Source organism: Streptomyces sp. NPDC096339, assembly GCF_044762985.1.
Classification (GTDB): Bacteria; Actinomycetota; Actinomycetes; order Streptomycetales; family Streptomycetaceae; genus Streptomyces.
Map to the genome: position 1 here is coordinate 405,521 of NZ_JBIWFI010000002.1, position 19,685 is coordinate 425,205.

20 protein-coding genes, 1 tRNA gene and 1 pseudogene are annotated in these 19,685 nt (G+C 69.7%); 11 read left to right on the forward strand and 11 right to left on the reverse strand.

The annotated features are described in order from the left end of the window. Window position 1 precedes the first annotated feature (1 nt). The 6 genes from ACIQ5Y_RS05225 (at window position 2) to ACIQ5Y_RS05250 (ending at window position 8,447) form a co-directional block, all read left to right on the forward strand. The gene (locus tag ACIQ5Y_RS05225; RefSeq protein ID WP_403875134.1) at window positions 2–502 is read left to right on the forward strand and encodes an FHA domain-containing protein; all 501 of its coding nucleotides are present in this window, start codon (window positions 2–4) and stop codon (window positions 500–502) included. 138 nt (window positions 503–640) lie between these two features. Beyond that, entirely contained in the window at window positions 641–2,125 is a 1,485-nt protein-coding gene (locus tag ACIQ5Y_RS05230) for a PP2C family protein-serine/threonine phosphatase (protein ID WP_403875136.1), read from the forward strand. 31 nt (window positions 2,126–2,156) lie between these two features. Next, complete coding sequence (locus tag ACIQ5Y_RS05235) at window positions 2,157–3,566, forward strand: FtsW/RodA/SpoVE family cell cycle protein (RefSeq protein WP_403875138.1); 1,410 nt, start codon at window positions 2,157–2,159, stop codon at window positions 3,564–3,566. After that, window positions 3,563–5,029, forward strand: coding sequence for a peptidoglycan D,D-transpeptidase FtsI family protein (locus ACIQ5Y_RS05240; protein WP_403875140.1), 1,467 nt, complete (start codon window positions 3,563–3,565; stop codon window positions 5,027–5,029). The genes ACIQ5Y_RS05235 and ACIQ5Y_RS05240 overlap by 4 nt, the downstream gene beginning before the upstream one ends. A 215-nt stretch (window positions 5,030–5,244) precedes the next feature. Continuing rightward, complete coding sequence (gene pknB / locus ACIQ5Y_RS05245) at window positions 5,245–7,263, forward strand: Stk1 family PASTA domain-containing Ser/Thr kinase (protein ID WP_403875141.1); 2,019 nt, start codon at window positions 5,245–5,247, stop codon at window positions 7,261–7,263. Window positions 7,264–7,409: 146 nt separating this feature from the next. Then, the gene (locus ACIQ5Y_RS05250) at window positions 7,410–8,447 is read left to right on the forward strand and encodes a restriction endonuclease (protein ID WP_403875143.1); all 1,038 of its coding nucleotides are present in this window, start codon (window positions 7,410–7,412) and stop codon (window positions 8,445–8,447) included. 99 nt (window positions 8,448–8,546) lie between these two features. On the opposite strand, the gene ACIQ5Y_RS05255 is transcribed toward ACIQ5Y_RS05250, so the two are convergent. The 6 genes and pseudogenes from ACIQ5Y_RS05255 to ACIQ5Y_RS05280 form a co-directional block, all read right to left on the reverse strand. Then, window positions 8,547–9,287: a class E sortase gene (locus ACIQ5Y_RS05255; RefSeq protein WP_403875145.1), complete on the reverse strand. Its 741-nt coding sequence runs from the start codon at window positions 9,285–9,287 to the stop codon at window positions 8,547–8,549. A 77-nt stretch (window positions 9,288–9,364) separates the two neighbouring features. Further along, window positions 9,365–10,063: pseudogene (locus ACIQ5Y_RS05260) on the reverse strand (class E sortase); the annotation flags it as partial. Window positions 10,064–10,206: 143 nt separating this feature from the next. Further along, window positions 10,207–10,845: an aminodeoxychorismate/anthranilate synthase component II gene (locus ACIQ5Y_RS05265; protein WP_384586091.1), complete on the reverse strand. Its 639-nt coding sequence runs from the start codon at window positions 10,843–10,845 to the stop codon at window positions 10,207–10,209. After that, window positions 10,842–11,018 (reverse strand): hypothetical protein, encoded by a 177-nt coding sequence (locus tag ACIQ5Y_RS05270; RefSeq protein ID WP_266935629.1) that lies wholly within the window; start codon window positions 11,016–11,018, stop codon window positions 10,842–10,844. The genes ACIQ5Y_RS05265 and ACIQ5Y_RS05270 overlap by 4 nt, the downstream gene beginning before the upstream one ends. A gap of 90 nt (window positions 11,019–11,108) precedes the next feature. Beyond that, a complete protein-coding gene (locus tag ACIQ5Y_RS05275) occupies window positions 11,109–11,891 on the reverse strand; it encodes a class E sortase (RefSeq protein WP_403875147.1) in 783 nt (260 codons plus the stop codon). Next, window positions 11,848–12,636 carry a DUF881 domain-containing protein gene (locus tag ACIQ5Y_RS05280; protein WP_403875149.1) on the reverse strand — a complete coding sequence of 263 codons (789 nt, stop codon included), beginning with the start codon at window positions 12,634–12,636 and terminating at the stop codon, window positions 11,848–11,850. Before ACIQ5Y_RS05280 ends, ACIQ5Y_RS05275 begins: the two co-directional genes overlap by 44 nt. Window positions 12,637–12,727: 91 nt before the next feature. Here ACIQ5Y_RS05280 and crgA point away from each other — a divergent pair, with 91 nt between their 5' ends. Then, window positions 12,728–12,982, forward strand: coding sequence for a cell division protein CrgA (crgA, locus tag ACIQ5Y_RS05285; protein WP_329382439.1), 255 nt, complete (start codon window positions 12,728–12,730; stop codon window positions 12,980–12,982). A 115-nt stretch (window positions 12,983–13,097) separates the two neighbouring features. Here the strand turns inward: crgA and ACIQ5Y_RS05290 are convergent, their stop codons facing one another. Together ACIQ5Y_RS05290 and ACIQ5Y_RS05295 are read right to left on the reverse strand one after the other, a co-directional pair. Beyond that, window positions 13,098–13,973: a rhomboid family intramembrane serine protease gene (locus tag ACIQ5Y_RS05290; RefSeq protein WP_403875151.1), complete on the reverse strand. Its 876-nt coding sequence runs from the start codon at window positions 13,971–13,973 to the stop codon at window positions 13,098–13,100. Between the two features lie 21 nt (window positions 13,974–13,994). Next, the gene (locus ACIQ5Y_RS05295; protein ID WP_376657449.1) at window positions 13,995–14,522 is read right to left on the reverse strand and encodes a peptidylprolyl isomerase; all 528 of its coding nucleotides are present in this window, start codon (window positions 14,520–14,522) and stop codon (window positions 13,995–13,997) included. Between the two features lie 174 nt (window positions 14,523–14,696). Between ACIQ5Y_RS05295 and ACIQ5Y_RS05300 the strand changes: the two genes are divergently transcribed. Further along, a complete protein-coding gene (locus ACIQ5Y_RS05300; protein ID WP_403875695.1) occupies window positions 14,697–15,386 on the forward strand; it encodes a DUF5324 family protein in 690 nt (229 codons plus the stop codon). A 76-nt stretch (window positions 15,387–15,462) separates the two neighbouring features. On the opposite strand, the gene ACIQ5Y_RS05305 is transcribed toward ACIQ5Y_RS05300, so the two are convergent. Both ACIQ5Y_RS05305 and ACIQ5Y_RS05310 read right to left on the reverse strand, forming a co-directional pair. Continuing rightward, window positions 15,463–16,008: a LysM peptidoglycan-binding domain-containing protein gene (locus ACIQ5Y_RS05305; protein ID WP_403875153.1), complete on the reverse strand. Its 546-nt coding sequence runs from the start codon at window positions 16,006–16,008 to the stop codon at window positions 15,463–15,465. A 110-nt stretch (window positions 16,009–16,118) separates the two neighbouring features. Further along, complete coding sequence (locus ACIQ5Y_RS05310) at window positions 16,119–16,598, reverse strand: MarR family winged helix-turn-helix transcriptional regulator (protein ID WP_403875155.1); 480 nt, start codon at window positions 16,596–16,598, stop codon at window positions 16,119–16,121. A 119-nt stretch (window positions 16,599–16,717) separates the two neighbouring features. On the opposite strand from ACIQ5Y_RS05310, the gene ACIQ5Y_RS05315 reads away from it, so the two are divergent. Beyond that, window positions 16,718–18,181: a DHA2 family efflux MFS transporter permease subunit gene (locus ACIQ5Y_RS05315; RefSeq protein ID WP_403875157.1), complete on the forward strand. Its 1,464-nt coding sequence runs from the start codon at window positions 16,718–16,720 to the stop codon at window positions 18,179–18,181. Between the two features lie 68 nt (window positions 18,182–18,249). After that, window positions 18,250–18,786 (forward strand): GNAT family N-acetyltransferase, encoded by a 537-nt coding sequence (locus ACIQ5Y_RS05320; protein WP_403875159.1) that lies wholly within the window; start codon window positions 18,250–18,252, stop codon window positions 18,784–18,786. A 68-nt stretch (window positions 18,787–18,854) separates the two neighbouring features. Here ACIQ5Y_RS05320 and ACIQ5Y_RS05325 read toward each other — a convergent pair. Beyond that, window positions 18,855–18,927, reverse strand: a tRNA-Ala gene (locus ACIQ5Y_RS05325). A gap of 161 nt (window positions 18,928–19,088) precedes the next feature. On the opposite strand from ACIQ5Y_RS05325, the gene ACIQ5Y_RS05330 reads away from it, so the two are divergent. Then, on the forward strand, window positions 19,089–19,637 hold the full coding sequence (locus tag ACIQ5Y_RS05330) for a helix-turn-helix domain-containing protein (RefSeq protein ID WP_403875161.1): 549 nt from the start codon (window positions 19,089–19,091) through the stop codon (window positions 19,635–19,637). Window positions 19,638–19,685: the final 48 nt, after the last annotated feature.

Below are 19,685 nucleotides of genomic sequence, written 5' to 3' on the forward strand. Positions count from 1 at the left end.
AATGTCAGAGCTGACCCTGACGGTCATGCGGTTGGGTTTCCTGGCCGTTCTGTGGCTGTTCGTCATCGTGGCCGTGCAGGTCATCCGCAGCGACCTGTTCGGGACGCGAGTGACCCAGCGCGGCTCCCGCCGCGGCGGGAACACGAGCGCGCCGACACAGTCCGGCGGACGCCAGTCGGCCCCGCCGCAGCAGCGCCAGCGCCGCGGAGCGCCCACCAAGCTCGTCGTCTCCGAGGGCACCCTCACGGGCACCACCGTGGCCCTCGCCGGCCAGACGATCACGCTGGGCCGCGCCCACGACTCCACGATCGTGCTGGACGACGACTACGCGTCCAGCCGCCATGCCAGGATCTATCCCGACCGGGACGGACAGTGGATCGTCGAGGATCTCGGGTCCACCAACGGCACCTATCTCGACCGGACCCGCCTGACCACCCCGACGCCCATTCCGCCGGGCGCACCGATCCGCATCGGCAAGACCGTCATCGAGCTGCGGAAGTAGTACGAGAATGAGCGAGCGGAGCGAGCACGCCGCGGCGATCCGTCCCACCGAGGACACGGACACGCGCGCGCTCCCGACCGGAGGGTGGGCAGTGTGGCTCGAGACCGGTTGTACCCGGAGCCGACCGGCGAGGTGCGCATGAGTCTGTCCCTGCGGTTCGCCGCCGGATCGCACAAAGGCATGATCCGCGAGGGCAACGAGGACTCCGGCTACGCCGGACCCCGTCTCCTCGCGATCGCCGACGGCATGGGCGGCCAGGCCGCCGGCGAGGTCGCCAGCTCCGAGGTGATCTCCACCCTCGTGCAGCTCGACGACGACGTCCCGGGCTCCGACATCCTCACCTCCCTCGGCACCGCCGTGCAGCGTGCCAACGACCAGCTGCGCCTCATGGTCGAGGAGGACCCCCAGCTGGAGGGCATGGGCACCACCCTGACCGCCCTGCTGTGGACCGGCCAGCGCCTCGGCCTCGTCCACGTCGGCGACTCCCGCGCCTACCTGCTGCGCGACGGCGTCCTCACCCAGATCACCCAGGACCACACCTGGGTGCAGCGCCTCGTCGACGAGGGCCGGATCACCGAAGAGGAAGCCACCACCCACCCGCAGCGCTCCCTGCTGATGCGCGCGCTGGGCAGCGGCGACATCGTCGAACCCGACCTCTCCATCCGCGAGGTCCGCGCCGGCGACCGCTACCTGATCTGCTCCGACGGGCTCTCCGGCGTCGTCTCCCACCAGACCCTGGAAGAGACCCTCGCCGACTACCACGGCCCCGGCGCCACCGTGCAGTCCCTCATCCAGCTCGCCCTGCGCGGCGGCGGACCCGACAACATCACCTGCATCGTCGCCGATGTCCTCGACACCGACAGCGGCGACACCCTCGCCGCCCAGGTCAGCGACACCCCCGTCGTCGTCGGCGCGGTCGCCGAGAACCAGCACCAGCTCTTCGACGGCGGCAACGCCATGCAGAGCGCGGCCGGCCGCGCCTCGGGCCTGGGCCGCCAGGTCCCGCCGCCCGCGGGCGCCTTCGGCCCCCCGGGCAGCGGCGAGGCCCCCGGCTACGGCGGCTACCCCGACCAGGGCCGGCCGGCCCCCGGCGGCGCGTACGGCACCTTCGGCGAAGCCGACGGCTACAACGGCAACTCCGGCTACGAGGACACGTACGACAAGCCCCGCAGCAGGCGCCGCGGCGGCAACGGCCGCAAGTGGGCCACCCGCACCCTGATCCTGCTGATCGTCGCCGGCGTCGTCGGCGGCGGCATCTACGCGGGCTGGCGCTGGACCCAGAACCAGTACTACGTCGGCGTCAAGGGCGAGCACGTCGCGCTCTTCCGCGGCATCAGCCAGAAGCTCGGCCCGCTGGAGCTCTCCAAGGTGGAGAGCGACCGCCCCGACATCGAACTGAAGTACCTCCCGCCCTTCAAGCGCAAGCAGGTCGAGGCCAACAGCCTCAGCGAGAAGACCCTCCAGGGCGCCCGCGAGAAGATCGACGAACTCGGCGTCCAGGTCTCCGCCTGCCAGAAGGACGAAAAGCGCCGCAACGCCGAGGCCCAGAACCAGACACCCGGCACCGACACCACGCTGACTCCCCAGGAGCAGCAAGTGGTCGGCCTGTGCGGCAAGCAGTAGACACCCGCGGGCACAGGGGGCCTGCCACACCATGAGCGTTGTCACCAACACGACCACCATCGGAGCCATCGAGCTGCCGAGCCGGCGGAACACCGAGCTCCTGCTGCTCGGCTTCGCCGTGGTCATCTCGATGTTCGCCTACGCCAACGCGGGCCTCGCGATCAGCGGCGAGTTCCCCCCCGGGATGCTGCTCTACGGCCTCGGTCTCGGCGCCCTGGCCGGGATCGCGCACCTCGTCGTACGCCGCTACGCCAAGTACGCCGACCCGCTGCTGCTGCCCGTGGCCACCCTCCTCAACGGGATGGGCCTCGTACTGATCTGGCGCCTGGACCAGTCCAAGCGGCTGCAGAACTCCAAGAACTTCGTCGAGGCCGCACCCCGCCAGCTGTTGTACACGGCGCTCGCCATCGCCCTGTTCGCCGGCGTCCTGCTGGTCCTCAAGGACCACCGCGTGCTCCAGCGCTTCACCTACATCTCCATGGTGGTCGCCCTGGTCCTGCTGATCCTGCCCGTCATCCCGGGCCTGGGCGCCGACGTCTTCGGTGCCAAGATCTGGATCAGCGTCGGCGGCTTCTCCATCCAGCCCGGAGAGTTCGCGAAGATCGTCATCGCCGTCTTCTTCGCCGGCTACCTCATGGTCAAGCGCGACGCCCTGGCCCTGGCCAGCCGCCGCTTCATGGGCCTCTACCTGCCGCGCGGCCGCGACCTCGGCCCCATCCTGATGATCTGGGCGATGAGCCTGCTCGTCCTCGTCTTCGAGAACGACCTCGGCACCTCGCTCCTCTTCTTCGGCATGTTCGTGATCATGCTGTACGTGGCCACCGAGCGCACCAGCTGGATCGTCATCGGCCTGCTCATGAGCGTCGGCGGCGCCGCCGTCGTCGGATCCACCGCCAGCCACGTCAAGGTCCGCGTCACCGCCTGGCTCGACCCCTTCGACTGCTACTACACGTCCGGCGCCTGCCAGCAGGTCGGCCAGTCGATCATGAGCTTCGGCTCCGGCGGAGTCCTCGGCACCGGATGGGGCCAGGGCAACTCCGACCTCATCGGCTTCGCGGCCAACTCCGACTTCATCTTCTCCACCGTCGGCGAAGAACTCGGCCTGACCGGCGTGATGGCCTTCCTCCTGCTCTACGGGCTCATCATCGAGCGCGGCGTCCGCACCGCCCTCGCCGCCCGCGACCCCTTCGGCAAGCTCTTCGCCATCGGCCTCTCCGGCGCCTTCACGCTCCAGATCTTCGTCGTCGCCGGCGGAGTCATGGGCCTCATCCCCCTCACCGGCATGACCATGCCCTTCCTCGCTTACGGCGGTTCCTCCGTCCTCGCGAACTGGATGCTCGTCGGCATCCTCATCCGGATCAGCGACACCGCACGCCGCCCCGCCCCGGCCCCCGCCCCGTCCCCCGACTCCGAGATGACCCAGGTGGTCCGCCCGTCATGAACAAGCCCCTGCGCCGCATCTCGCTCTTCTGCGGGCTGCTCGTCCTCGCCCTGCTGATCCGGACCAACTGGCTCCAGTACGTCCAGGCCGAGGAACTCAGCACGCGCAAGGAGAACCGCCGGGTCCAGATCGCCCAGTACGCCACCGAACGCGGCAACATCATCGTCGGCGGCCAGCCCATCACCGGCTCCGCGGTCACCGACGGCAGCGACTACAAGTTCAAGCGGACCTACGTCGACGGCCCCCTGTGGGCACCCGTCACCGGCTACGCCTCCCAGGCGTTCGGCTCCAACCAGCTGGAGTCCCTCGAAGACGGCATCCTGACCGGCAACGACGACCGGCTCTTCTTCGACCGCACCATCGGCATGTTCACCGGCGAGAAGAAGGCCGGCGGCAACGTCGTCACCACGCTCAACCCCGCCGCCCAGAAGGCCGCCTACGACAAGCTCGGCAACAAGAAGGGCGCCGTAGCCGCCATCGACCCGCGCACCGGCGCCGTCCTCGCCCTCGTCTCCACCCCCTCGTACGACCCCTCCCGCTTCGCCGGCAACTCCAAGGCCGACGGACAGGCCTGGAACGAGCTGAAGGACAGCGAGGACAAGAACCTCGTCAACCGCGCCCTGCGCGAGACCTACCCGCCCGGCTCCACCTTCAAGGTCGTCACCGCCGCCGCGGCGCTGGAGAACGGCGTCGTCTCGGACATCAACGCGCCGACGGACACCGCCGACCCGTACATCCTGCCGGGCACCAAGACCGAGATGGTCAACCACGCCCCCAACTGCGGGAAGGCCAGCCTCAACGACGCGCTGCGCGTCTCCTGCAACTCCGTCTTCGCCAACATGGGCGACAAGGTGGGGCGGGACAACATGGTGAAGGCGGCCGAGAAGTTCGGCTTCAACAACAGCAAGATCGACATCCCGGTCCGCGCCTTCGCGAGCGTCTACGACAAGACCATGGGCAAGGACGGGAACGCCCTGAGCTCCATCGGCCAGTTCAACACCGCCGCCACCCCGCTCCAGATGGCCATGGTCGCCTCCGCCATCGCCAACGACGGCAAGCTGATGAAGCCCTACATGGTCGACCAGCTCACCGCGCCCAACCTCGACATCATCGAGAAGCACGAGCCGCAGGAGATGAGCCGGCCCGTCTCCCCGGAGAACGCCAAGAAGCTCCAGCAGATGATGGTCAACGTCGTCGAGAACGGCACCGGCACCACCGCCAAGATCAAGAACACGGTCGTCGGCGGCAAGACCGGCACCGCGCAGCACGGCGAGGGCAACAAGAAGCGCCCGTACGCCTGGTTCATCTCGTACGCCGAGAACCCCGACGGCAGCTCGCCGGTCGCCGTCGCCGTCGTCATCGAGGACAGCGCCGCGGACCGCGAGGACATCAGCGGTGCCGGCCTCGCCGCCCCGGTGGCGAAGGTCGTCATGGAAGCCGTGCTCAACAGCGGCAAGGGGTGACGGGCGGGACCGGGCACCACAGGAGAGTCGCGAGGGGCACCGCGGATGTGATTCGGATCACCATCCCTGCCCGGATCCGAGCGTACGGTACCGGTCCAGTATCAGCCTGTGGCCGCGAACCGATCACAGACGATCGGCCGGTAGCCTTTGCGCGAACAGCACACCGCCGGACCACACACAGGTGCGGTCGGGACTGACGGAGAGGGCTGCACGTTATGGAAGAGCCGCGTCGCCTCGGCGGCCGGTACGAGCTGAGCCACGTGCTCGGCCGCGGTGGCATGGCCGAGGTCTACCTCGCCCACGACACCCGGCTCGGTCGTACCGTCGCCGTCAAGACCCTGCGCGCCGACCTCGCACGCGACCCGTCCTTCCAGGCCCGGTTCCGCCGCGAGGCCCAGTCGGCCGCGTCGCTGAACCACCCGGCGATCGTCGCCGTCTACGACACCGGCGAAGACTACGTCGACAACATCTCCATCCCGTACATCGTGATGGAGTACGTCGACGGCTCCACGCTGCGCGAACTCCTGCACTCCGGCCGCAAACTGCTGCCCGAGCGCACCCTGGAGATGTGCATCGGCATCCTCCAGGCCCTCGAGTACTCGCACCGCGCCGGCATCGTCCACCGCGACATCAAGCCCGCCAACGTCATGCTGACCCGCACCGGCCAGGTCAAGGTCATGGACTTCGGCATCGCCCGCGCCATGGGCGACTCCGGGATGACCATGACACAGACCGCGGCCGTCATCGGCACCGCCCAGTACCTCTCCCCCGAGCAGGCCAAGGGCGAACAGGTCGACGCGCGCTCCGACCTCTACTCCGCCGGCTGCCTGCTCTACGAGCTCCTGTGCGTGCGGCCCCCGTTCGTCGGCGACTCCCCCGTGGCCGTCGCCTACCAGCACGTACGGGAAGAACCGCAGCCCCCGTCGAACTTCGACCCCGAGATCACGCCCGAGATGGACGCCATCGTCCTCAAGGCACTGGTCAAGGACCCCGACTACCGCTACCAGTCCGCCGACGAGATGCGCGCCGACATCGAGGCCTGCCTCGACGGCCAGCCCGTGGCCGCCGCAGCCGCCATGGGCGCCGCCGGCTACGGCTACCCGCACGACCAGGGCCACGGCTACGGCCAGCAGGGCTACGACCAGCCCACCACCGCCCTGCGCACCGCCGACGCCGGCCAGACCTCCATGCTCCCGCCGATGAACGCGAACGACGGCGGCTACGGCTACCCCGACCAGGGCGGCCACGGCGGCTACGACCAGGGCCCGCACCGCCGCCAGAGCCAGAAGAAGAGCAAGGCCTCCACGATCCTCCTGGTCGCGGCCGGCCTCCTCGTCCTCATCGGCGCGGTCCTCATCGGCCGCGCCCTCCTGGGCGACGGCGCCGACAACCGGCCGGCCGTGCCCAAGCTCATCGGGCAGACCCTGGAACAGGCTCAGAAGAGCGGCGAGAACGTCGGCATCAAGGTGGTCAAGGGAGCCGACGCAACCTGCGACGACCAGCCCAAGGGCAACGTCTGCAAGCAGGACAAGGCCCCCGACACCAAGGTCGAAAAGGGCTCCACGGTCACGGTGACGGTCTCCTCGGGCGCGCCCAAGGTGTCGGTCCCCAGCGTGACCAACCTGACGTACGAGGCCGCGGAGAAGGCGCTCAAGGACCAGGGCCTCCAGGTCGACCGCAAGGCCCAGGAATCCGACCGCCCCGCCGGCACGGTCCTCGACCAGAACCCGAAGGCGGGCAGCGAGGCGGAGAAGAACTCCGTCGTCATGCTGACCGTCGCCAAGGAGGTCTCCAAGGCCACCGTCCCGGACCTCATGGGCAAGACCAAGGAGGAGGCGGTCGCGCTCCTCACGGCCGCCAATCTGAAGCTCGGCAGCACGACGGAGACCGAATCCCCCGGGGCCGCACCGAAGACGATCATCCAGCAGCAGTACGCGGCGGGTGAGCAGCTGCAGGTCGGCAAGACGGTCAACGTGACCATCGCCAAGGCCACCCAGGCCACGGTGGTCCCGGCGCCGAACAACCGGACGCTGGACCAGTACAAGGACGAGCTCCGCCGGGCCAACCTGAAGCTGGGCAACATCACCGGCCCGACGGACGACAAAGCGATCGTGATGACCACCAACCCGCCGGCGGGCAGCCCCGTCACCACGGGCTCGAACGTCGACGTGGTCACCATGGCCGGCCAGCAGGACGGCGGCGGCTTCTTCGGAGGCCTGGGCAACCGCCGCTAGCCACCCGGCACCCGCCCCCGCTCACCAAGGTCCGGCCCCTCTCCGAGGAGAGGGGCCGGACCTTTTTCCGTACGTGTCTTCATATGTGCGAATTCGTTAGCCCGGATGGGGTGGGGTATGGGGCTCCGCCAGGGAGGACCGGGAACATGATCGACGAAACCGTGCTGCTGGAATCCAGGACCATGCGCACGAGCGTTCTGGGGCGTACGGAAGTGCTGGACAAGGCGAAGACCCTGTCGCTGCTGCCGGACGGACTGCACGTGACGACGGCGATGGTGGCGGCGTATTACGAGGTCAGCATCCACGTCATGGACGCCCTGGTATTCGATCACCGGGACGAACTCACCGTGAACGGCTACCGAGTTTTGACAGGTGCAGAACTGACTTACTTTAAGCAAGTCAGTGGGCTCAACACCCGCGCCGCAGCCCTCGCCCTGTACTCCCGACGGACCGTCCTGAACGTCGGCATGCTGCTCCGCGACAGCAAAGTCGCACGTCAGGTGCGTACGTACCTCCTCGACGCAGAATACGAGGTCCGCACTCGCCCTGTGGATAACCTTATCCACAGCCCCAGTTGGGAAGAGCTCGACGAGCGCATCGACAACAGGATCACCGACGTACTCGGCAAGACCGTCGTGCCGATGCTGAACGTCCTCATCGAGACCTCCGGCGAACAGCGCCGCGAGCTGATCTCCCTCCGGGAGGACGTCCAGCAGATCCAGCTGAAGCTCGTCGAGCACGACCTCGCGATCAGCAGGCTCCAGCGCGGCCAGGACGTACGCGCCCTCACCGGGGTCATCGGGACCATCGACGCCATGAACTGGCGGGAGTTCGAGGAGCACGTCGCGGGCCTGCTGCGGCGCGACGGCTGCACCGACATCGAGCGGCACGGCGGGCACGGCGGCGACCGTGGGGTCGACATCTCCGCCCGCACCGCCGATGGCCGGACGGTCGCCGTGCAGTGCAAGAACTTCGCGCCCTTCCGGCACGTGCTCAGCGGCGAGATGCAGAAGTTCCTCGGCGCCTCCAAGGTCATCCACCAGGCCGACGTGGCCCTCTACGTGGCCACGTGCGCCTTCACCCGGGAATCCCTGGCCCTCGCCGCCCAGGGAGGGGTCACGGCCGTCCACAGGGGCCTTCTGGAGGCCTGGAGCGCGGGGGTCCAGCTTCAGGTGCTGCGCTAGTGAGTGAGTTGCTCGAAGCAACTCACTCACCCGGACTTATCCACAGCCTCCGTGTAACTGAGCTCCTTCAAGGCGCTCAGTTACACAACGTAGCCACGGTCACCTCAACTCCGCCGGCGGCGTCCTCTTCCCGTCCACCTTCTCCGTCCGCACCAGTTCCCCCCACACCACGTACCGGTACTTCGACGTGTACACCGGCGTGCACGTCGTCAGCGTGATGTAGCGCCCCGGGGCCGTCCTGCCGGACTCCTTCGGGACCGGGTTGATCACGTCCGTGTTGTACTTCGACGTCTGCCGCAGCTCCGCGAAGACCTTGTACACGTACCAGGTGTCCCGCGTCTCGAAGACGATCGCGTCGCCGTTCTTCACCTTGTCGATGTTGTGGAACTTCGCACCGTGTCCGTCCCGGTGCGCGGCGAGCGTGAAGTTGCCCTTCGTCTCCCACGGCAGCGCCGATTTCACCGGCTGCGTGTAGTAGCCCGCGACGCCGTCGTCGAGGACGTCCGGGTCGGTGCCCTTCTTGACCAGCACCTCGCCGTTCTTCATCGCCGGGACGTGCAGGAAGCCCACCCCGCCCTCGACGTCCAGCGCGCCCGGCTCCACGGGAGCGCCCGCGGCCGGGGCCGGGGCCTGCCACTGCTCGCGGATCGCGTCACCCCGCTCCGACGCCTGCCGGTCCGCGAGGACGTTCGTCCACCACAGCGAGTACGCCACGAACAGGCCCAGCACCAGGCCCACCGTGATCATGACCTCGCCGAGCAGGCTCAGGAACCCGGCGATCAGGCCGCGGTTCCCGGCGGGCGGGGGCGGGGCCGCAGCGCGGCGGTGGGCACGTGACACTGCTGGTTCGTCCTTAGGGCGGCTGAGCGATCTGCGGGGGCTTGCGGGGCTGCGGCTGTGGCTGTGGCTGCTGCGGGCTAGTCGGCCAGCGCGGGCGGCGGACCCTGGCTGCGGGGGCGTTCGTCCGTCATCCTGCCCCATACGACCATGCGGTAGGTGCTGGTGAACTCGGGCGTGCAGGTCGTCAGGGTGATGTAGCGCCCCGGCCCGGTGAACCCCGAGCCCTCCGGCACCGGTTTGATCACCGCCACGTTCGTCGGCGGGGTCTGCGCCAGCGACGAGGTCATCTCGTACGTGTAGTAGGCGTCCCGGGTCTCGACCACCACGGGATCCCCCGGCACCAGCCTGTTGATGTAGCGGAACGGCTCGCCGTGGGTGTTGCGGTGGCCCGCCAGCGCGAAGTTGCCCGTCTTGTCGGCCGGCATCGCCGTCTTCAGCGCGCCCTCGGCGTAGTGCCCGACCATCCCCTTGTCGAGGACCTTCGGCTTGCCGACGCCCTCCGCGACCGGCACCCTCAGGTCCAGCTTCGGGATGTACAGGATCGCGAACCCCTGGCCCGGCTCGAAGGCCGTAACGGGCGGCGGCGCGGCCCCCGCGGTCGTGCCGCCCCCGCTGCCCGCGCCCGGGTCCTTGCGCCAGGTCTGCTGGAGCGAGCCCGCGGCACCGTCCGCCGTCCGCTGCGCCAGGAGGTTCGTGTACCAGAGCTGGTAGGCGACGAACAGCAGCATCACCAGACCGAGCGTGATGAACAGCTCCCCGCCCAGCCGGCTCAGGACGATCACCGGGCCGCCCGACGCCGGCCGCCTGCGCCGCCGCCCGCCCCGCCTCCTGCTCTGCCTGGCGGAGCGCTTGGCGGCCTCCTGCGCCGCCCTGCGTCGCGCGGCCCGCCCCTCCGTGGGCGCGGACGGCGCGACCGCGGTCACGCGACGGCCTTGCCCACCACCGGGGCGAGCCCCACCGAGCGCTCCACCGCGCCCGCGTCACCGCAGCGCACCAGCCAGTTCGCCAGCATCCGGTGGCCCCACTCCGTCAGCACCGACTCGGGGTGGAACTGCACGCCCTCGACGTCGTGCTCGCGGTGGCGCAGGCCCATGATGATCCCGTCCTCCGTCCGCGCCGTGACCTCCAGGGAGTCCGGCAGGGTCGGCGGCTCGGCGGCCAGCGAGTGGTAGCGGGTCGCGGTGAAGGGCGAGGGCAGCCCGGCGAAGACGCCCAGGCCCTCGTGGACCACCGGGGAGGTCTTGCCGTGCAGCAGCTCCGGCGCCCGGCCCACGACACCGCCGTAGGCGACCGCCATCGACTGCATGCCGAGGCACACGCCGAAGACGGGGACGCCCGTGTCCGCGCAGTGGCGGACCATGTCGACGCAGACGCCCGCCTCCTCCGGCGTACCGGGACCCGGCGAGAGCAGCACCCCGTCGAAACCGTCCTGCGCGTGCGAGAGCTCGACCTCGTCGTTGCGCAGCACCTCGCATTCGGCCCCGAGCTGGTAGAGGTACTGGACCAGGTTGAAGACAAAGCTGTCGTAGTTGTCCACGACCAGAATGCGCGCGCTCAAGGAGTGACTCCCGATCCCTCGTCCACCGTCACGTCATTGAACGGAAGGAGCGGCTCGGCCCAGGGGAAGACGTACTGGAAGAGCACGAAGACCACCGCGAGGACCAGCACGAGCGAGATCAGCGCGCGTACCCACGCGTTTCCCGGCAGATGGCGCCAGATCCAGCCGTACATGCCGCCTGTTTCCTTTTCGTCCACGTATGTTCGACGCACCGCGAAGGGCGGTACGCGAACAGACTAAAGGCAGCGGCCCGGCCGGGTGGGTCAGCCGGTCAAACCCTCCGGCTTCCCCTCTCCGGCGGGGCGCGTTCCGGTCAGTTCCGCCCAGACGACGAGGCGGTGGCTGTGGCCCCATTCCGGGTCGCAGGTGGTGAGGGTCAGATAGCGGCCCGGTGTGGTGAACGGTGATTTCCCCGGGACCGGGTCGACCACGGCGACATCGGTCGGCAGGGTGCGCAGGGGGCCGCCGCGCACGGTGTACGTGTACCAGGCGGAGGCGTCCTTGAGGATCACCTCGTCGCCCGGGCGCAGCTCGGGGAAGTCCTTGAAGGGGTCGCCGTAGGTGCGGCGGTGGCCGGCCACGGAGAAGTTCCCGGTGGCGCCGAGGCGGGCGGTGCCGGAGTAGTGGCCGAGGCCCTTCTTCAGCACGTCCGGGTCGGTGCCCTCCAGGACGGGCTTGTTCCAGTCGCGGCCGAAGCGGGGGATGTACATCTCGGCGAAGGCCTTGCCCGCCGGGTAGCCGGGCGGCTCGGCGGCGACGGGCGGTGCCGACTGCCGCGGGGTCGCGGACGGGGCGGGCACGGGAGCGGCCGACGGGGCGGGCTGCGGGGCGGCCGCCGGGGCCGCCGCCCAGCGGTCGCGCAGGGCGGACATCTCCCCGTCCATGGCCCGGTCGGCCTTGACCCCGGTCCAGAGCAGCACGTAGGCCACGAACAGCACGATCAGGGTGCCCGCGGTCAGGCACACCTCGCTGAACGTCCGTACCGCCAGGCGCAGTACGACGTCAGGGCTGACTCGTCTCGGAGGAGGGGCCGACCGGCTTCGCATAGTGGAGGTCCACTGTGCCGGAGTAACCCGGAAGTGTCAGCGCCTTGTGCTCGTCCACTTTCCAGCCGAGCCCGTACGCGTTCACGTACAGCTGGTAGTTCTGCAGGGCCGGCGAGGCCGCCAGGGCCTTGCGCAACGCGCCCGGGTCGCCGACCGCCGACACCTTGTAGGGAGGGGAGTAGACCCGGCCCTGGAGGATCAGGGTGTTGCCCACGCAGCGCACCGCGCTGGTGGAGATCAGCCGCTGGTCCATGACCTGGATGCCCTGGGCGCCGCCCTGCCACAGGGCGTTCACCACGGCCTGGAGGTCCTGCTGGTGGATCACCAGGTCGTTGGGCTGCGGCTCGGGCACGTTGGGGATGCGGGCGGTGGCGTTCGGCGGGGCGTCGTTGAGGGTGACCGTCAGGCCCTTGCCGGACAGCTCCTCGGTGCCGGAGGCCGCGCGCAGGGCGGTGAGCTTGGCGTCCTCCGCCTTGGTGCTGCCGTCGTCACGGTCGGCGAGGGCGTCCACCCGGTTGCGGACGGGTTCGAGGCTCTGCTCCAGTTCGGCGTTGTCCTGGCTGCGCTCGTGGATCAGGTCGGACAGCTTCAGCATCGAGGCGTCGGTCCGGATGTTCGTACCCTTGGAGGTGTTGAAACTGGTCACGAAGAGCAGGCCGGCCAGGGCGAAGACGGCGGCCGTCAGCAGCCGGACCGCTCCGGCCCGGCGCCGGGGACCCGCGGAGGAGTCGTCGGAATTGCTCAACGTACCCTTCTCCTTCAACGCCACAGGTCCACTACGCTAACGGACGCCCGGGGCAGGCAAGGTCCCCAGCCCATCGACAGGAGAGCCCCTCGTGCCGAAGTCACGTATCCGCAAGAAGGACGACTACACCCCGCCGCCGACCCGGCAGCCGCAGAGCATCCGGCTGACGAACCGCAGCTGGGTCGCTCCGGTCATGCTGGCGCTCTTCCTCATCGGACTCGCGTGGATCGTCGTCTTCTACGTGACCGAGACCCGGCTGCCCATCGAATCGCTGGGCAATTGGAACATTGTAGTCGGATTCGGATTTATCGCGGCGGGATTCGGCGTCTCCACGCAGTGGAAGTAGCACCGATCCGTCTCCGACGGAAGCTCTCCCCATGAGTTATCCACAGCGTCATCCACACCTGAGGAAAAGACAGAAGATCTGTGGATAACTCTGTGGAGGGTTGACGCCGGTGTGATCAGGTGAGTTCTGCCGTACGGAGCAGGATCACCGCCGCCGCCAGCACGAATACCAACGCGCAGGTGCCCCATTGGACCAGTGCGCGATTCCTGCCGGCGGCGGGCCACAGCATGGCCAGACCCAGCACCGCTCCTGTGATCAGGCCACCCACATGGGCCTGCCAGGAGATGGAGAGGGCCCCGCCGAACGGCACGAAGGTCAGTACCAGCATCAGCACGACCATCACGATCACCGGCCGCATCTCGTAGCGCAGCCGGCGCGCCAGGACGACGGTCGCGCCGAGCAGGCCGAAGACGGCGCCGGACGCGCCGAGGGTCGGGGTGTTCGACGGGGTCAGCAGGTAGACGAGCGCGCTGCCGCCCAGGCCCGAGAGCAGGTAGACGGCGAGATAGCGGGCCCGGCCCAGCGCCGCCTCCAGCGGGCCGCCGATGAACCACAGCCCGATCATGTTCCCGACCAGGTGCCACCACTCGACGTGCAGGAACACCGAGGTCAGCAGCCGGTGGTACTGGCCGGTGGAGATCCCCTCGACGGGGGCGCCGGGGAACTCGCGGTACCGGCCGAGCAGCTCCAGCTGGATGACGACGGCCGGGGCGATCAGCGCCACGAAGAACACCGCGACGTTGATCCCGATCAGGATCTTGGTGACCAGCTGGGGGTCGGCGGCGACCACCCCGCCCGCGAGGTTGCGCGGCGCGTTCGCGGCGGGGCGGTGCCCGGTGCCGGAGCCCTCACGGACGCATTCGGGGCACTGGAAGCCGACCGAGGCGCTGATCATGCACTCGGGGCAGATGGGACGCTCGCAGCGGGTGCAGCTGATCCCCGTGTCGCGGTCCGGGTGGCGGTAGCAGCGCGGCAGACGGTCGGTGTCCATCGGTTCCCCCGGGTCGGTGGGTCAGCGCTTCTCGATGACGACGGACTTGATGACCACGTCCTCCACCGGCCGCTCGGTGCGCGGGTTGGTGGCGCTGGACGCGATGGCGTGCACGACCTGCCGGCTCGCCGGGTCGGTGACCTCGCCGAAGATGGTGTGCTTGCGGGTGAGCCAGGCGGTGGGCGCGACGGTGATGAAGAACTGCGAGCCGTTGGTGCCCGGCCCGGCGTTGGCCATGGCGAGCAGGTAGGGCTTGGTGAAGGCCAGGTCGGGGTGGAACTCGTCGGCGAACTGGTAGCCGGGGCCGCCGGTGCCGTTCCCCAGCGGGTCGCCGCCCTGGATCATGAAGCCGCTGATGACGCGGTGGAAGACGGTGCCGTCGTAGAGCGGGTCCGTGGTCTTCTGGCCGTCCGTGGGACGGGTCCACTCCCGCTCGCCGGTGGCGAGTTCCACGAAGTTGCGGACGGTCTTCGGGGCGAAATTCGGCAGCAGCTCGATCTCGATGTCGCCTTGGCTGGTCTTCAGGGTGGCGTAGAGCTTCTCGGCCACGGATCTGCCTTCCATAGTCATCACTGTCGGTCCAGATGGTCGCACGGAGGGCTGTACGGCACAGAAATCCTCCACCCGTATGCCCTGTCGCGCATGCCGGGAGGCCTTATGCCAGGCATGATCCGGTAAAGGGTGGAAAGGTGAGCTGTGTCCACCGCCGAGGAGGAGGTTCCAGTGACCCGCAAGGACATGCACCTGGCCGCCGAGCACGCCAGGGAAGCCGTGAAGTACGCGGCGGAAGCAGTGGCGCCGTATGCCGGATCCGCCAGGGACGCGGCGGTGCAGTACGCGCACGACGCGAACGATCTCCTGGCACCGAAGGTGTCGCACGCCGCCCACGGCGCCGCGCGGCAGGCGCGGTCGACGTACGAGTGCCACGTGCAGCCCCGGCTGCGGGCCGCCCGCACGCACGTGCCGCCGAACGTGGACCGGGCGGCGACGAAGGCGGTGGAGCAGACGCGGCTGGCGGCGCGGCAGGCCGCCGAATACACGCAGCCGCGCATCGAGAGCGCGATCGCGGCGGCCACCCCGATGGCCGAGGAGGCGGCTTCGCGTTCCGTGGCGACCTGGGCGGCGATGCGCGGCCAGGTGTCGGCCAAGGAGGTGCAGAAGCTGGTGCGGCGCCATGAGCGGCGGGCGTGTGCGGGCAAGTGGGTCAAGGGCTTCGTGATCGCCGGTGTGGTCGCGGTCGGCGCGTACGCGGCGTGGAGGTGGTGGGACCAGCAGGCGAACCCGGACTGGCTCGTCGAACCGCCGGCGGCGACGGAGCTGTCGGCGAGCGACGCGGAGCCGGCGAGCTTCGACGACGAGCTGGCGGAGAAGCAGCGCGAGGCGGGGTCGTCCTTCGACGACAGGGAGATCTGACGAGCAGGTCTCACGGGCGAGGGGCCCGGATCCCCATGGATCCGGGCCCCTCGCCCGTGCACGCGGCGACCGGCCGTCAGCCGGGGAGGTTGAGGACCTGGCCCGGGCGGATGAGATCGGGGTTGGCGCCGATGACGCCCCGGTTCATGGCGTAGAGCTCGCGCCAGCGGGCCTCGTTGCCCAGCTCGCGGCGGGCGATCTCGGGGAGCGAGTCGCCGGTCTTGACGGTGTACATGCGCTTCTTGGCCGCGGGCATCGGCTTGGCCGCCGGCGCCGCGGGGACGGCCTTGTGCGCGGCGGACATCGGGGTCGGGGTGTGCGGGGCCCCCGGTACGGCGCCGGCGGTGGTGGGGTGCTGCGGCATGGGAGCGGGCTTGGGGGCGACGGGCACGGCCTTGTGCGCGGCCGACCCCGGGGTCGGGGCCGCGGGCTTGGGGGGCGCGGGCTTGGGAGGAGCGGGCTTGGGGGGCGCGGCGGCGGCCATGCGCTCGGCAGCGGCCCGGGTGGCCGAGGCCGCGTCGGCCGCCTGGCTCACCGTCCGCTGCTCGCCCTGCTCCTTCGCCTTGTCGGCGGCCTCGTCGTGCTTCTTCTTGTCGGACTTCAGGAAGTCGAAGAGTCCCATTTCTGTACGCCTCCGGCGTGGGTGTTGCCCCCCTCGGCTCGGTGCCTTCCCCCACTGTCCGTCACGGGGCGGCGGGCGGCCGTGTGACTGGGCCGTTCGGGGGACCTGTGTCACTGGCGGGCGCGGCGGGCCGGGCGGGGGCTCTCGGAGGGGGTGGCGAGGTCTCCCTCGACGAGCAGGCCGAGGACGCGCAGGAGGGTGGTGCGGTCGGATTCGGCGAGGCCGGCGAGGGCGTCGGCATGGACCCGGTCCACGATGCGCCGGCTCTGGACCGCGACGGCCGCGCCCTTCTCGGTGACGGCGATGATGCGGGCCCGCCGGTCCTTGGCGGAGGGGCGGCGTTCGGCAAGTCCGGCCTTCTCCAGCGCGTCCACGGTGACGACCATCGTCGTCTTGTCCATGTCGCCGATCTCGGCGAGCTGGATCTGGGTGCGCTCCTCCTCCAGGGCGTGGACGAGGACGCAGTGCATGCGCGCGGTCAGACCGATCTCGTCGAGGGCGGCCGCCATCCGGGTGCGCAGAACGTGGCCGGCGTGGTCCAGGAGGAAGGAGAGGTCCGGCTCGGTCCGGGTGGGTGCCATGGCAGTCATGCATCCACTGTAGCGATTCGATCCGAAGAAAATAGTCTGCAACAAAACTATCTGGTACGGTCACACCAGCTGCCGCGCCCGCAACCGCGGCCACTGCCACCCGATGACTGGAGAGTCCGATGCCTGCCGCGCTCACCTCCGACCCCCATGCCGCACCCACCACGTCCCCGGCCGGCCCGCACGGGCTGCGCTCCCGCTGGACCGCCCTGGCCGTGCTCTCGACGGCCATGCTCATGACCGTCCTCGACGGCAGCATCGTCACCGTGGCCATGCCCGCCATCCAGAACGACCTGGGCTTCTCCCCCGCGGGCCTCAGCTGGGTCGTGAACGCCTACCTGATCGCCTTCGGAAGCCTGCTGCTGCTCGCCGGACGGCTCGGGGACCTGATCGGCCGCAAGCAGCTGTTCCTGGCCGGGACCGCCGTCTTCACCGGTGCCTCGGTGCTCGCCGGTTTCGCCGGCTCCTCCGCCGTGCTGATAGCCGCCCGCTTCCTCCAGGGGGTCGGCAGTGCGATGGCTTCCGCCGTCAGCCTCGGCATCCTGATCACCCTGTTCACCGAAGCCCGGGAGCGGGCCAGGGCGATCGCCGTGTTCTCCTTCACCGGCGCGGCCGGCGCCTCGCTGGGCCAGGTGCTCGGCGGGGTGCTGACCGAGGCCCTCGACTGGCACTGGATCTTCTTCATCAACCTGCCCATAGGGCTGGCCGCCCTGCTGCTGGCGCTGCCGGCCCTGCCCGCCGGCCGGGGCTCCGGTCTGGGTGCGGGTGCCGACGTACTGGGCGCGCTCCTGATCACCGGTGGACTGATGCTCGGCATCTACACCGTGGTGAAGGTGGAGCAGTACGGCTGGACCTCTGCGCACACCCTCGGTCTCGGGGCGCTCTCCCTGGCCCTGCTGGCCGGCTTCACGCTGCGCCAGGCCAAGGCCCGCACCCCGCTGGTGCCACTGCGGATCTTCCGTTCCCGCACGGTGACGGGCGCGAACCTGGTGCAGATGTTGCTGGTGGCCGCCCTGTTCTCCTTCCAGATCCTGGTCGCCCTCTACCTCCAGAAGGTGCGGGGCTACGGGGCCGCCGCCACCGGTTTGGCGATGCTTCCCGCCGCCCTGGTGATCGGCGCGGTCTCCCTCGGTGTCTCCGCCCGGCTGAACGCCCGGTTCGGCGAGCGCAACGTGCTGCTGGCCGGCCTGGGCCTGCTCGTCGCGGCCCTGGGACTGCTGACCCGGCTGCCGGTGCACGCCGACTACGCCACCGACCTGCTGCCGGTGATGCTGCTGGCCTCCGGCATCGGCCTGGCGCTGCCGGCCCTCACCACACTGGGCATGTCCGGCGCGGACGAGCGCGACGCCGGTCTCGCCTCGGGGCTGTTCAACACCACCCAGCAGATCGGGATGGCGCTGGGCGTGGCCGTCCTGTCCACGCTGGCGGCCTCCCGTACCGAGTCCCTGGCCGGGAGCGGAAGTTCAGCGGCCGAGGCCCTCACCGGCGGCTACCACCTGGCGTTCGGCATCGGCGCCGCACTGCTCCTGGCCGGGATAGTCCTGGCCGCGACCCTCCTCAGGTCGGGCGGCACCTCCCGGAGCTAGCCCGGAGACGGCGGGGGTGACCGGAGGACGTTTCACGTGAAACATCGGCCGGGGTTATCGTCCGGAGCATGCCCGAGCTCCTCACCCCCACCGCCCGTCTGCACTCCTCCTGGCTCGACGCTCAGGAGGAATGGGGCCCGGACGCCCACATGGACGGGGCCGGACTCGGCTCCGACGACGACGTGGAGAGCGCCGAGGGGTTCGCGGCCTGGGTGGAGAAACTGCGCGGCCAGTCCGACCGCACGGCCCCCCTGGAGCCGGGCCGCGTCCCCGCGACGTACTGGTGGATCGCCGAGGGCGACACCTACCTGGGCGCCATCGATCTGCGGCACTACCTCAACGCGTTCCTCCTCGACGCGGGCGGCCACATCGGCTACGGCATCCGGCCCTCCGCACGCCGCCGGGGACTGGCCGGCTGGGCGCTGGGCGAGGTCCTGTACGAGGCACGGCTGCTGGGCCTGGACCGGGTCCTGCTGACCTGCGACCCGGACAACACCGCGTCCGTACGCACGATCGAGGCGAACGGCGGGGTCCTGGAGGACCTCCGCGAGACCCTGATCGGCCCCAAGCTCCGCTACTGGATCGAGCTGTTCCCGACCCGGTGACGCAAGCACGGCAAACCGAAAAAGACCTCCCCGACCGCGTTTCCGCAGGTCGGGGAGGTCTCTTGCTGTGGAGCCTAGGAGATTCGAACTCCTGACATCTGCCTTGCAAAGGCAGCGCTCTACCAACTGAGCTAAGGCCCCTCGGAACTGGACGCACCTGTCCCCAGAAAAAAGGGGGTCGTTCCGCAGAACAGAGTACCGGGTGTACCCCCTCATCTCGCAAAATGATAGGGACTCCCGCCCCGCGACCACTCTCCGTAAGATGCTCGCGAGGTTCGCACCAGCGAAGGGGAGTAGTAAGAGTGGACGCTGTTCAGCAAGAGGCCACGGCCAGAGCCAGAGAGCTTCAGCGCAGTTGGTACGGGGAGCCGCTCGGAGCGCTCTTCCGCCGGCTCATAGATGACCTCGGCTTGAACCAGGCGCGTCTCGCTGCGGTGCTCGGACTGTCGGCACCCATGCTGTCCCAGCTGATGAGCGGCCAGCGCGCCAAGATCGGCAACCCCGCGGTCGTGCAGCGAGTCCAGGCACTCCAGGATCTCGCCGGCCAGGTGGCCGACGGAAGCGTCAGCGCCGTGGAGGCCACCGACCGGATGGACGAGATCAAGAAGACCCAGGGGGGTTCCGTCCTGAGCAACAGCGGCCAGACCCAGACCAGTTCGGGCGCCCCCACCGTCAAGCGGGTCGTGCGCGAGATCCAGTCGCTGCTGCGTTCGGTCTCCGCGGCCGGCGACATCATCGACGCGGCGGACTCCCTCGCCCCCAGCCATCCGGAACTGGCAGAGTTCCTCCGGGTGTACGGAGCGGGCCGTACCGCCGACGCGGTCGCCCACTACGAGGCGCACCAGAACTGACGGCTGGACAGCCGCGCAAGAGGACAACGGGTGACGGGGGACGGGCAC

Coding starts and splice junctions, on each gene's coding strand:
- ACIQ5Y_RS05225 (WP_403875134.1), top strand. CDS start 2: ATGTCAGAGCTGACCCTGACGGTCATGCGGTTGGGTTTCCTGGCCGTT.
- ACIQ5Y_RS05230 (WP_403875136.1), top strand. CDS start 641: ATGAGTCTGTCCCTGCGGTTCGCCGCCGGATCGCACAAAGGCATGATC.
- ACIQ5Y_RS05235 (WP_403875138.1), top strand. CDS start 2,157: ATGAGCGTTGTCACCAACACGACCACCATCGGAGCCATCGAGCTGCCG.
- ACIQ5Y_RS05240 (WP_403875140.1), top strand. CDS start 3,563: ATGAACAAGCCCCTGCGCCGCATCTCGCTCTTCTGCGGGCTGCTCGTC.
- pknB (WP_403875141.1), top strand. CDS start 5,245: ATGGAAGAGCCGCGTCGCCTCGGCGGCCGGTACGAGCTGAGCCACGTG.
- ACIQ5Y_RS05250 (WP_403875143.1), top strand. CDS start 7,410: ATGATCGACGAAACCGTGCTGCTGGAATCCAGGACCATGCGCACGAGC.
- ACIQ5Y_RS05270 (WP_266935629.1), bottom strand. CDS start 11,018: ATGTACGGCTGGATCTGGCGCCATCTGCCGGGAAACGCGTGGGTACGC.
- ACIQ5Y_RS05275 (WP_403875147.1), bottom strand. CDS start 11,891: ATGCGAAGCCGGTCGGCCCCTCCTCCGAGACGAGTCAGCCCTGACGTC.
- ACIQ5Y_RS05290 (WP_403875151.1), bottom strand. CDS start 13,973: ATGGACACCGACCGTCTGCCGCGCTGCTACCGCCACCCGGACCGCGAC.
- ACIQ5Y_RS05305 (WP_403875153.1), bottom strand. CDS start 16,008: ATGGGACTCTTCGACTTCCTGAAGTCCGACAAGAAGAAGCACGACGAG.
- ACIQ5Y_RS05310 (WP_403875155.1), bottom strand. CDS start 16,598: ATGACTGCCATGGCACCCACCCGGACCGAGCCGGACCTCTCCTTCCTC.
- ACIQ5Y_RS05315 (WP_403875157.1), top strand. CDS start 16,718: ATGCCTGCCGCGCTCACCTCCGACCCCCATGCCGCACCCACCACGTCC.
- ACIQ5Y_RS05320 (WP_403875159.1), top strand. CDS start 18,250: ATGCCCGAGCTCCTCACCCCCACCGCCCGTCTGCACTCCTCCTGGCTC.